This is a genomic window from Catenovulum sp. SX2 (genome assembly GCF_052056295.1).
Taxonomy (GTDB): Bacteria; Pseudomonadota; Gammaproteobacteria; order Enterobacterales; family Alteromonadaceae; genus Catenovulum.
Genome location: NZ_CP182493.1, coordinates 3,444,197 through 3,456,344 on the forward strand (window position 1 = coordinate 3,444,197; position 12,148 = coordinate 3,456,344).

Annotated in this window: 13 protein-coding genes; all 13 read left to right on the plus strand. The window is 41.4% G+C overall.

Annotation, left to right across the window (positions count from 1 at the left end; genetic code table 11):
- The 13 genes from tmk to fliJ all read left to right on the plus strand — a co-directional run bounded on the left by tmk (window position 1) and on the right by fliJ (window position 12,112).
- Window positions 1-624 (plus strand): dTMP kinase, encoded by a 624-nt coding sequence (gene tmk, locus ACMZOO_RS14420; protein ID WP_440904007.1) that lies wholly within the window; start codon window positions 1-3, stop codon window positions 622-624.
- Window positions 625-644: 20 nt separating this feature from the next.
- On the plus strand, window positions 645-1,598 hold the full coding sequence (holB, locus tag ACMZOO_RS14425) for a DNA polymerase III subunit delta' (protein ID WP_440904008.1): 954 nt from the start codon (window positions 645-647) through the stop codon (window positions 1,596-1,598).
- Between the two features lie 31 nt (window positions 1,599-1,629).
- Complete coding sequence (locus tag ACMZOO_RS14430) at window positions 1,630-1,956, plus strand: PilZ domain-containing protein (protein ID WP_440904009.1); 327 nt, start codon at window positions 1,630-1,632, stop codon at window positions 1,954-1,956.
- Window positions 1,957-1,980: 24 nt separating this feature from the next.
- Window positions 1,981-2,757 (plus strand): TatD family hydrolase, encoded by a 777-nt coding sequence (locus tag ACMZOO_RS14435; protein ID WP_440904011.1) that lies wholly within the window; start codon window positions 1,981-1,983, stop codon window positions 2,755-2,757.
- A gap of 40 nt (window positions 2,758-2,797) precedes the next feature.
- Entirely contained in the window at window positions 2,798-5,086 is a 2,289-nt protein-coding gene (parC, locus tag ACMZOO_RS14440; RefSeq protein ID WP_440904013.1) for a DNA topoisomerase IV subunit A, read from the plus strand.
- A 15-nt stretch (window positions 5,087-5,101) separates the two neighbouring features.
- Entirely contained in the window at window positions 5,102-5,869 is a 768-nt protein-coding gene (locus ACMZOO_RS14445) for a 1-acylglycerol-3-phosphate O-acyltransferase (RefSeq protein ID WP_440904015.1), read from the plus strand.
- Window positions 5,866-6,219: a ribonuclease E inhibitor RraB gene (gene rraB, locus ACMZOO_RS14450; RefSeq protein ID WP_440904017.1), complete on the plus strand. Its 354-nt coding sequence runs from the start codon at window positions 5,866-5,868 to the stop codon at window positions 6,217-6,219. The genes ACMZOO_RS14445 and rraB overlap by 4 nt, the downstream gene beginning before the upstream one ends.
- A gap of 86 nt (window positions 6,220-6,305) precedes the next feature.
- Window positions 6,306-6,647: a flagellar hook-basal body complex protein FliE gene (gene fliE / locus ACMZOO_RS14455; protein WP_440904019.1), complete on the plus strand. Its 342-nt coding sequence runs from the start codon at window positions 6,306-6,308 to the stop codon at window positions 6,645-6,647.
- A 59-nt stretch (window positions 6,648-6,706) separates the two neighbouring features.
- Complete coding sequence (gene fliF / locus ACMZOO_RS14460) at window positions 6,707-8,395, plus strand: flagellar basal-body MS-ring/collar protein FliF (RefSeq protein ID WP_440906308.1); 1,689 nt, start codon at window positions 6,707-6,709, stop codon at window positions 8,393-8,395.
- Window positions 8,388-9,425, plus strand: coding sequence for a flagellar motor switch protein FliG (gene fliG / locus ACMZOO_RS14465; RefSeq protein ID WP_440904021.1), 1,038 nt, complete (start codon window positions 8,388-8,390; stop codon window positions 9,423-9,425). Before fliF ends, fliG begins: the two co-directional genes overlap by 8 nt.
- Before the next feature lie 10 nt (window positions 9,426-9,435).
- Window positions 9,436-10,215, plus strand: a complete 780-nt coding sequence (fliH, locus tag ACMZOO_RS14470; RefSeq protein WP_440904023.1) for a flagellar assembly protein FliH — start codon at window positions 9,436-9,438, stop codon at window positions 10,213-10,215.
- A gap of 120 nt (window positions 10,216-10,335) precedes the next feature.
- On the plus strand, window positions 10,336-11,667 hold the full coding sequence (fliI, locus tag ACMZOO_RS14475) for a flagellar protein export ATPase FliI (RefSeq protein ID WP_440904025.1): 1,332 nt from the start codon (window positions 10,336-10,338) through the stop codon (window positions 11,665-11,667).
- Between the two features lies 1 nt (window position 11,668).
- Entirely contained in the window at window positions 11,669-12,112 is a 444-nt protein-coding gene (fliJ, locus tag ACMZOO_RS14480; protein WP_440904027.1) for a flagellar export protein FliJ, read from the plus strand.
- The last annotated feature ends 36 nt before the right edge of the window (window positions 12,113-12,148 follow it).

The window sequence follows — 12,148 nt, forward strand, 5'->3', positions numbered from 1 at the left end:
ATGAACTTAGGTAAATTTATCGTTATTGAAGGACTTGAAGGCGCGGGTAAGAGCAGCGCAATTTCTGTGGTAACGGATTTTTTACGGCAACAAGGTATAGACTTTGTGCAAACTCGCGAGCCTGGTGGTACACCATTAGCCGAAAATTTACGTAGTTTAGTTAAATCAGTACAGCAACAAGAGCAAGTGACTGCAGAAACCGAATTATTAATTATGTATGCCAGCCGCTCGCAGCTCATTCATAATGTGATCAGCCCTGCATTAACTTCGGGAAAATGGGTAGTGGGTGACAGACACGACATGTCATCACGTGCTTATCAAGGTGGTGGGCGACAAATTTCTCGAGATTTAATTGAACCTATACGCCAATGTGTGTTGAAAAACTTTAAGCCAGACTTAACTATTTATTTAGATGTGAGTCCTGAAGTTGGCTTAAGCCGAGCGCAAGCACGTGGTGAGTTAGATCGCATTGAGCTAGAACAAATTGAATTTTTCCAACGCACCCGTCAAGCTTACCTAGATATCGCTAACAGCGAAGCGAATATCGAAACTGTAAACGCCGAGCAAGATATGGCGCAAGTTCATGCTGATATTCGTGCGATATTAACCCGTTATTTTGCTTAGGAATAAATCGAGCTTTAATTATGTTATATCCTTGGTTAACTGAACTCGCAGCTAAATTAACAGCGCAATACCAACAAGCTCGCTTGCATCACGGTTTGTTAATTACTGCTCCGACAGGTTTTGGTAAACGTCAATTGGCGGTGCAACTGGCGCAGAATCTGCTCTGTGAGCAAGTCAATCAAGCTAAAGCGCAACTAGCATGCGGCCAGTGTAAAGCATGCCATTTATTTGCTGGGCAGGTTCATCCAGATTATCTAATGCTCGAAGATGAAAATGCTAAAAGTATAGGGGTTGATTTAATTCGAAAGCTGGTTGTTAAATCTCAGCAAAAATCACAACTTGCTGGCGCACAAGTATACATAGTGCCGGATTGTGAACGCATGACAGAAGCGTCGGCCAATGCTTTGCTTAAAACTTTAGAAGAGCCTGGTCAGCAAAAATTTATTATTTTAACTTCAGCACATCCTAGTCGTTTATTGCCAACTATTATTAGCCGTTTACAGCAGTATAAAATTACCCCACCACAAACCGATGAGTTAACTACTTGGCTGAATGAACAGCAGCTTACATCAGATGAATTTCACAAGGTGTATCCTAAGCTGATAGCTTCGCCATTACTGACTGTCGACTATATTAATAATGGTATGCAACAAGCGCAGCAAGCATTTCTGCAAGGTTTTAAAGCTTTATTGGCTGGCAAGTTAACAGCGGCAGAATTTGCCCAAGAATTTAATGAAGACAAGGTATTTCAGCAACTAGAATGGCTTGAGTATGCTGCGTCCGCTTGGCTTGAAAATAAGCTAAAAACCAGCCAAGCTGATACAGCGGACAGCGCTGTTATCCGGCTTAAAATATCCGACTTGTACCAGCAAGTTACCCAGTGTAAACAGCTCATGTTACAATCAGGTATGAATAAAAAGTTACTCTTTAGTGGCTTATGTTCTAGAATGCGTCAAATACTAGTGACGGGTTAGTTTTGGTCAAAGAGTTAAAAGCGAATATTGAATGGAAGAGTTGGTCTTAGAGTTTAATAATGTACATGCCTTATATAAATGTTATATGTCATTTATCAAAGAAGGTGGCTTGTTCGTTGTGACTAATCGTAAATACGAGATGGGACACTCGTTGGCGTTAAATGTTTTATTGCCGAATGCTATAGAGCCAATAGTTGTGACAGGTCGAGTATGTTGGGTGACGCCCCCGGCTTCGCACAGCAGCGCACCGCAAGGGGTTGGTGTTGCTTTTATTGATGATAAACACCAATTAAAAGACAGAATAGAAACCATCTTAGGCCCAATGCTCAACTCAGCCGAGCCAACCTACACCTTATAATGAACCAACTAGCTGGAGTTTAATTTGTTAGTCGATTCACACTGTCATTTAGACAGACTGAAACTTGAAGATTCACAAAATTTAGCACAAATCATTGACCAAGCGCGCGCCCGTGGTGTTGAGCGATTTTTATGTGTCAGTGTTACTTTAGATGATTTTCCAAATATGCTGCAAACGGTTGAGCCGTATTCGGATGTCGCTGTGTCTTGTGGCGTTCATCCACTGCATAATGAGTGTCAGTATCAGATTGATGATTTACGCAAACTTGCTGCCGACAAACGTGTGGTGGCTGTCGGCGAAACTGGCTTAGACTATTATTATTCCAACGAAACTAAAGCTTGGCAGCAAGCTTCTTTTGCCAATCATTGCCAAATAGCCCATGAACTTGATAAACCTCTGATTATTCATACGCGCGATGCTCGCGAAGATACTATCGCAATATTACGCGAGCATAATGCAGAAAAACCTCGTGGTGTGCTGCACTGTTTTACTGAGTCGCTAGAAATGGCTAAAGCGGCAATTGATATGAATTTTATGATCTCAATTTCTGGCATAGTCACTTTTGGTAACGCCAGTGAATTAAGAGATGTTGTAAGAGCTTTACCTATTGAAAATTTATTGGTAGAAACAGATTCACCTTGGTTAGCGCCTAAGCCTTATCGAGGTAAACAAAATCAACCTGCTTATGTTAGAGAAGTAGCTCAGTTTGTAGCAGATTTAAAAGGTGTATCTCTTGAAGAATTGGCGCGCACAACTACAGCAAACTTTTATGATTTGTTCAAAGGCGCGGCGCATGCGTAACTTGACTATTGGCTAAAACATACAAGAAGAAGAATCAAATATGTCTGATTTAATTGAAATTAGTGAAGATGGTATTGAAAAAATAGCACTGCGTAAGTTTACCGAAGATGCTTATTTAAACTATTCCATGTATGTCATCATGGATAGGGCATTGCCACACATTTCTGACGGTTTAAAACCAGTACAACGTCGTATCGTTTATGCAATGTCTGAGCTTGGTTTATCTGCCGCAGCAAAATACAAAAAATCAGCGCGTACCGTAGGTGACGTATTAGGTAAATTTCATCCACATGGTGATTCTGCTTGTTATGAAGCTATGGTGTTAATGGCGCAGCCATTTTCATATCGTTATCCCTTGATTGATGGTCAAGGCAACTGGGGTGCACCTGACGATCCTAAATCTTTTGCTGCTATGCGTTATACCGAAGCGCGCTTGTCTAAATTTGCTGAAGTTTTATTAAGTGAACTTGGCATGGGCACGGTTGAATGGGGCCCTAACTTTGACGGTACGTTAAAAGAGCCAATTAACTTACCCGCGCGTTTGCCTCACATCTTATTAAATGGTGTCACAGGTATCGCGGTTGGTATGGCAACCGATATTCCACCGCATAATGTCAAAGAAGTTGTTAATGCAGCTCGTTATTTGTTAGACCATCCTGGTGCAAGTTTAGAGAAAATCATGAGCTTTATTCCAGCGCCTGATTTTCCAACTGAAGCTGAAATTATTACGCCGCGTGCCGATATCGAAAAAATTTATCAAACTGGCCGTGGCTCAATTAAAATGCGTGCGGTTTATGAAGTCGACCAAGGCGAAATTATTATAAATGCTTTGCCGCATCAAGCGTCTAGCGGCAAAGTGATAGAGCAAATTGCGCAACAGATGCAAGCGAAAAAATTGCCTATGGTGGCGGATATTCGCGATGAATCTGATCATGAAAACCCAGTGCGCTTAGTGGTTGTGCCTCGTTCCAATCGAGTAGATGCGCAAATGTTAATGCAGCACTTGTTCGCAACCACAGATTTAGAAAAAAGTTATCGAGTTAACTTGAATATGATAGGCCTAAATGGCCGTCCTCAAGTTAAATCATTGCCGCAAATTATCAATGAATGGCTGCAATTCCGATTAGATACAGTAACTAAACGTCTGCAATATCGTTTAGATAAAGTATTAGCACGTTTACATATTTTAGAAGGCTTGTTAGTTGCCTTCTTAAATATAGATGAAGTGATCCACATTATTCGCACTGAAGATAATCCAAAAGCTGAATTAATGAGCCGTTTTGAATTATCCGACAAACAAGCTGAAGCTATTTTAGAACTTAAACTACGCCACTTAGCTAAGCTTGAAGAAATTAAAATTAAAGCTGAACAAGCGGAACTTGAAAAAGAGCGTGAATGGCTTGAAAGCATTTTAAATTCAGAATCAGAGCTTAAAAAGTTAGTTAAAAAAGAATTGGCACAAGATGCTGAAAAATATGGTGATGAGCGCCGTTCGCCAATTGTTGAACGCGGTGAAGCCAAAGCATTAAGTGAAAAAGATTTAGTACCAAGCGAAGCCGTCACAGTGGTGGTATCCGATAAAGGTTGGGTGCGCTGTGCTAAAGGCCATGAAGTGGATGTTGCTGGACTGAACTACAAAGCAGGTGATGGATACCTTGCTAGTGCTGCCGGCCGTTCTAATCAAATTAGTGTATTTGTTGATACAAGTGGTCGTGCTTTTGCTACTGACACACATACTTTACCGTCAGCACGTGGCCAAGGTGAACCTTTGTCAGGACGCTTTACTGTAGCCGCAGGAGAACGTGTTGAGCAAGTGGTCATTGCTCAACCGGAAGATATGTTTTTAATGGCCTCTGACGCAGGTTACGGTTTTGTTGCTAAGTTTGCTGATCTGATTAGTAAAAACAAAAATGGTAAAGCTGTGTTAACTTTGCCAGCTAATGCCAAAGTATTGCAACCGAAAAAAGTTTCATCAGCTGCTGAGCAACTGATTGTTGCAATCACGAATGAAGGTCGCATGTTGTTATTCCCTGTGGCTGATTTGCCTTGTTTAGCTAAAGGTAAAGGTAACAAAATTATTAGCGTGCCGTCTGAGCGTGCACGTAATCGCGAAGAATTTGTTAAACATGTTGCGTTAATACATAACAACGACTGTTTAGTATTAGTGGCAGGTAAACGTAAAATGTCGTTAAAACCGGACGACTGGTCACACTATCGAGGTGAACGCGGACGCCGCGGTAACAAATTACCACGTGGTTTACAGCGTGTTGACGAGTTACTTATTGAAGCATCATCTACCGATGAGCCGTTACAAGATAATCAAGATTAATTAGGAAGTGTATTAGTGTTAGCTGTTATTCGAGTTATTTTACTCGGCATATTTGTAATTTTTGCCAGTGTATTCGGAATTTTATTTTGTTTAGTTCGACCCTTTCACTCCAACAATGTTTATTGGTTAGGTAAAACTTACAGCAAAGCCGCCAAGATATTAGGCATCAAGTTGGTATTTCGAACCCATCCGGATGCCTATAAAGCGCAGCCAGCGGTATTTATTGCCAACCACCAGAACAGTTACGATATTTTTACTTTGTGCGGTAGTGTACTGCCAAACACAGTTACTATAGGTAAAAAGAGTCTAAAATGGGTGCCGTTTTTTGGCCAATTGTATTGGTTATCGGGCAATATTTTAATAGATCGCGAAAATCGCAAAAAAGCTATGGCGGCGTTAAAAACGTCTAAAGAGATTATCCAAAAACGAAAAGTTTCTGTGTGGATGTTCCCTGAAGGTACACGCTCTTATGGCCGAGGTTTATTGCCATTCAAGCGAGGCGCATTTCAGTTAGCGCTAGCAGCTGATGTGCCTATCGTTCCAGTATTAATGAGTACAACTTGCAACAAAATTAAGTTGAATCGTTGGTCAAATGGTACTGTTATTATTGAGGTGATGGCGCCCACTTATATGAGTGATGAGCAGAAGAAAAACCTCAAACAAACTTGCGAAGATTATCATAGCTTGATGTTAGATAAGCTCAAACAGCTAGATGCTGAAGCTGACCAACTCAATGCACATATACTGCCACAAACAAATCATTCTGAAGGGGCATCAAAATGATGGACTATATCGACGATCCTAAAGGTTTTACCACTAATATAGTTAATATGTTGATAGAAGATGGCAGCGACTTAGATGCTATCTATACAATTGAACACCATTTTTCTTCGACCAATTTCGATAAGTTGGAAAAGGCCGCAGTAGCCGCGTTTAAATTAAACTACGAAGTAACAGATGCCGAAGAGTTTGACACAGATGATGGTCAAGAAATTCTTGCATTTGATGTGATTGCTGAATGTAAATTGGACATTGAAGTTATTCAAGCCCAAGTGAATCAAATGGAAAAACTTGCAGCAGAATATCAGGTTGAATACGACGGCTGGGGCACTGAGTTTATTGAACCAGAATAATTGCTAAAACATATTTTGGCATAACCTGTGCATTACCCCACTTAAGTTAACAAATAATCAAATTTTTGACGTAAGTGGGGCTCACAATGAAAATTGGCGCAAACAATAATCTATATGCGGAAATGCAAGCTTTAGCTACGCAAGTGCGCAAAGATATTTCTGCTGATCAATTACCAATCTCACCTAAAGTTGAAAATCCGACGCCTTCGACTTTTGGCAATATGTTGAACAAAGCAATCGACAATGTGAACGACTTACAACACCATTCTAAAGCGCAAGCGATTAAGTTTGAAATGGGTGATCAAAGTGTTTCACTTGCTGATGTGATGATTGCAAAAGGTAAAGCCGGCATTGCTTTTGAAGCGACAGTACATGTGCGCAACAAAGTAATTGAAGCGTACGACAAAATTATGCAAATGCCTGTTTAATACAGCGGAATTTGTTGGAGTAAATAACAGTGGCAGAACAGAGCGCATCGACAGACATAATGGTCAACGACGGTAATGCAAATGATGCAACGTCTTCAGATATCTCATCAGAAGAACAAAAGTCTGGCTTTTTAGGCGGCTTGGGCAGTGTAGATATATTACGTCAAGTTACGCTGATTTTGGCTTTGGCAATTTGTTTGGCTATTGCTGTATTTATTATTGTCTGGGCACGTGAGCCAGATTTTCGGCCATTGGGTAAAATGGAAACCGACGAGCTGATTCAAACGCTTGATTTTCTCGACCAACAAAAAATTGAATATCGCCTAGAAGGTGATGTTGTTTATGTTATTGAAGACCAATACCAAGACATTAAGTTACAAATGACCCGCTCGGGTATGACTTCAGGCCCGGCTACTGGCGACGACATTTTATTGACGGATATGGGTTTTGGTGTCAGTCAACGTGTTGAGATGGAGCGTTTAAAGTATAGCCGTGAACAATCATTAGCACGTGCAATCGAAGAGCTACATTCTATTCAACGCGCCAAAGTATTATTGGCTATCCCTAAAGAAAATGTTTTTGCACGCCATGAGAAAAAACCTAGTGCGACTGTGGTTTTAACCATGAAACGTGGCAAGGTACTTAAATCCGAAGAAATCGATTCAGTGGTTGATATGATTTCTTCTGCAGTGCAAGGTTTAGAACCCACTCGCGTAACGGTTACAGATCAAAATGGTCGTTTATTAAATTCAGGCTCACAAAACGACTTATCCGCGCGCAGCCGCAAAGAATACGAAATTGAACAGAAACGTGAAGCTGAGTATTTAGAAAAAATAGACTCAATATTAATTCCTGTGGTGGGATTAGGTAACTATACAGCGCAAGTTGACGTTACTATGGATTTCACTGCAGTTGAACAAACTCAAAAACGCTATAACCCAGACTTACCTGCAGTACGCAGTGAGATGACGGTTGAAACCAATTCCTTGGGTGGAATAGTCGCAGGCATTCCAGGCGCTTTAACTAACCAGCCGCCACTTGATTCAAACATACCGGAAGAAGCAAAAGGTGGCGACGGTTCGGCTAATCCAAGTAAGAGCCACAGAGAAGCGACCCGTAACTATGAGTTAGACACAACCATAAGTCATACTCGTCAACAAACGGGGGTTATTCGCCGACTAAGTGTATCAGTTGCAGTTGACTATCTGCCTGAAACAAATGCTGAATCTGGCGAAACGACTTATGAACCTAGAGCAACGGCAGAACTGGCGAATATACGTAGATTATTACAAGGCGGCATTGGTTTTGATATTCAGCGTGGTGACACCTTAGAAGTAGTGACAGTACCATTTGTGCGTACTGACTTAGGGGATTTGGAACAAACACCATTCTACGAACAAGCTTGGTTTAGTAAATTAGTTCGATTAGCATTAGGTACACTGATTATTATAGTGCTGATAGTCATGGTCGTCAGACCTATGTTGCGTAAGCTGATTTATCCAGAAGAAGTTGTTGATGATTTTGATGACGGTTCATTATCATCAGGTATAGATTTGGGTGACGAAACCCTTGATATGTTAACCACAGATTTTGATGCGAGTGCTGTTGGTTTTAATCAAGATGGTACCTTGATGCTACCTGATTTACACAAAGACGAAGACGTATTGAAAGCGGTAAGAGCCTTGGTTGCAAACGAACCAATTCTTTCAGCACAAGTGGTTAAAGCGTGGTTAAACGAAGATGCCTAAAGACGAAGAACAAAAAAGCGAATCCTACGATATTTCGCGGTTAGATGGGATAGAAAAAGCGGCTGTATTACTCTTGAGTTTATCTGAAGAAGATGCAGCCCAGATCCTAAAACATCTTGAACCAAAAGAAGTGCAAAAAGTAGGTATGGCGATGGCATCGCTTGATGATTTTTCTCAAGCGAAAATTACCGCTATCCATAAGTTGTTCATCGACGAAATTCAACGCTTCAGCACAATCGGTTTCCAAAGCACTGAATTCGTACGTAAAGCATTAACTGCAGCTCTGGGTGAAGATAAAGCCGGTAATTTAATTGAACAAATTATCATGGGCAGTGGTGCTAAAGGTCTTGATTCACTCAAATGGATGGACTCAAAACAGGTTGCCAATATTATCCGTAATGAGCATCCACAAATTCAAACCATAGTTATGGCTTATTTAGAGCCTGAACAATCAGCTGAAATTATGAGTCAGTTCTCCGAAAAAGTGCGTTTAGACTTGATGATGCGTATTGCGAACTTAGAAGAAGTTCAACCAGCGGCATTACAAGAATTAAACGAAATTATGGAGAAACAGTTTGCTGGTCAAGCTGGTGCACAAGCTGCGAAAATGGGTGGCTTAAAAGCTGCTGCCGATATTATGAACTACTTGGATACCAATATTGAAGGCCAGTTGATGGATTCAATCCGTGAACATGACGAAGAGATGAGCCAACAGATTCAAGACCTTATGTTTGTATTTGATAACTTGGCAGATGTCGACGACAAAGGTATTCAAGCTATATTACGTGAAGTACAACAAGATGTACTTATGCGCGCAATTAAAGGTGCGGATGAAAGCCTTAAAGATAAAATTCTCGGCAATATGTCTAAACGTGCGGCGGAAATGTTATCAGACGACTTGGAAGCTATGGGGCCAATTCGCATTAGTGAAGTTGAAGCGGCACAAAAAGAAGTATTGTCTATTGCTCGTCGTTTAGCTGACGCAGGCGAAATTATGCTTGGCGGTGGCGGCGGGGAAGAATTCCTCTAACGAGTAGTATATGACAGAAGATGAACTGAAGTTTAAACAAGCTGTACTCAGAAACCAAGCAAGCTCAGAAGCTAAAGCTTGGCATATACCCGTTGTTGAAGATGAAGGCACCAAAGTTCCTGAAAATTACACTAATGCATTAGGTAAAAAGAAAGGCTGGGTTTACGAAGAACCAGAGCCTGAGCCCGAACCGCCAAAACCACCAACCATTGAAGAAATAGAAGCCATTCGCCAAGCCGCTTATGAAGAAGGTTTTAACGAAGGTAAAGCTGAAGGTTTTGCTAAAGGCGAAGCTGAAGGTAAAGAGCAGGGGTTCCAACAAGGTCTAGCTGAAGGACAAGAAACAGGCCACGCCGAAGGTTTAGCAAGTGGCACCGGCTTAATGGAAGAAAAAGCGCAAATTTGGAATCAATTGATAGAGCAACTGGATAACCCATTACAACAACTTGATCAAGAAGTTGAACAGGAATTAGTTGAACTTGCAGTTGCTTTGGCTAGGCGGGTAATTCAAAGTGAATTAACCACTAACCCAGACATTATTCTGCAAAGTTTAAAACAAGCTGCTGAACAATTACCGTTTAACACGAAACAGTGTTTTATTTTGCTAAACCCTGAAGATTATGAGCAGGTGGTCAGTCAATACGGTGAGCAAGAACTGCAACGGCGTAACTGGCATGTGCAAACTGATCCGAATATTTCTCGTGGTAGTGTTGAAATTAAAACCGACAGCTCTTCTATTGCCAATAATATGCAAGAGCGCATAAAAGAAATATTTGCTCAATTCCAATAAAGACCTCGGAAATTTATATTTCCACCATTCGTATTGGCGTTACTTTTGCAAAGGCTATACTTATAACTAAAGCGAGTCAAAAAATTGGCTCGTGCGATCCCGCTATATAGTAGAGCATTTATGAAACCAAGCTTGAGTGAGCGTATTCATCAGTATCAATCTCGCATCGGCACTAGCAGGCCAAAAGTTGCCGGGCGTTTAACCCGAGTTGTCGGTTTAACCCTAGAAGCTATAGGTTGCCAAGCAGCCGTAGGTAGTAGCTGTTTGGTGGAAGCATATCAAGGTTATATCGAAGCTGAAGTTGTTGGTTTTGAAGGTGAAAAAATCTACTTAATGCCGAGCGAACAAATTGAAGGTATTTTGCCGGGTGCTAAAGTTATTCCTATTCCAGCGCAACGAACTTTAGTTTATTCCATGGCTCTGCTTGGCCGCGTAATTGACGCTCGTGGTGTGCCTATGGATGGCAAAGGGCGAATTTCAGCAGATGAAAGCGAAAATTTTCGCGCTAAACGAATTAACCCGCTAGATCGCAAAGCAATAAATCAGCCGTTAGATGTAGGCATAAAAGCAATCAATTCTATTTTGACTGTGGGTATGGGGCAAAGATTAGGTTTGTTTGCCGGTTCAGGTGTTGGTAAAAGTGTTTTGTTGGGCATGATGACCCGAGGCACTGCCGCCGATGTAATTGTGGTTGGTTTAATTGGTGAGCGTGGCCGTGAAGTAAAAGAATTTATTGACGACATTTTAGGTGAAGAAGGACGAGCCCGTTCGGTTGTAATTGCCGCACCGGCTGATAATGCTCCTTTGATGCGCTTAAAAGGTTGTGAAACCGCACTATCTGTTGCTGAATATTTCCGTGATCAAGGATTAAATGTACTTTTACTGGTCGACTCAATCACTCGATATGCACAAGCGCAGCGGGAAATCGCATTAGCGGTTGGCGAACCGCCGGCGACCAAAGGTTATCCACCGTCTGTTTTTGCTAAATTACCTGCTTTGGTTGAACGTGCGGGTAATGGTGGCAGTGGTCAAGGTTCGATTACCGCGTTTTTTACCGTTTTGTCGGAAGGTGATGATTTACAAGATCCAATTGCCGATGCGTCACGGGCAATTTTAGATGGTCATATTGTTTTGTCGCGTGATCTAGCCGATCAAGGGCATTATCCGGCAATAGATATCGCTAAATCCATTAGCCGTGTGATGCCAGCAGTTACCAGTGAAGATCACCAAATACAAGCGCGCATCGTCAAACAGTTGTATTCAGCTTACCAAAACAACCAAGATCTCATTTCTATCGGTGCTTACACTAAAGGCAGTGATCCTGTGGTGGATGCGGCAATCAAATTAAAACCGAAAATGGATAAGTTCTTACAGCAAGGCATGAAAGACGTGATTAATTATGATGACTGTTTAGCTGCACTTGCCTCCATCACCAGTAGCATGAGGGCTTAATATGAATAAACAATTGCAGCTGGTAGCGGATATAGAAAAACGCAAAGAAGACGATTTAGCGCTTAAATTCGCACAAGCTAAACAAGATTTACAAAAGCAGCATGAAAAATTAGCCGGTTTAGAGCAATTTCAACGCGACTACATGAACACAGTTATAGAATCTGGCAAAAAAGGCTTATCTAGTAGTGGTTTTCAGCGGTTGCAAAGTTTTATCAGCCAGCTTGATTTGGCTTGTAGCCAACAAAGAGGCAACATCACAAAAGCTGAAAAAGTGGTCGAACAACGCCGGGCTTTATGGTTACAACAACAGAGGAAACGTAAATCGATTGAAGCTGTAATAGAAAAACAACAAAAGAAACATGCGCTACACCTACAGCGACAAGAGCAAACACTAGCCGATGAATTTGCCAATAATATGGCGGCACGGCTTTTGCAGAACATCTAAGTAACTTAGCTTAGCAGCCATTTTCCGTTATCAGTA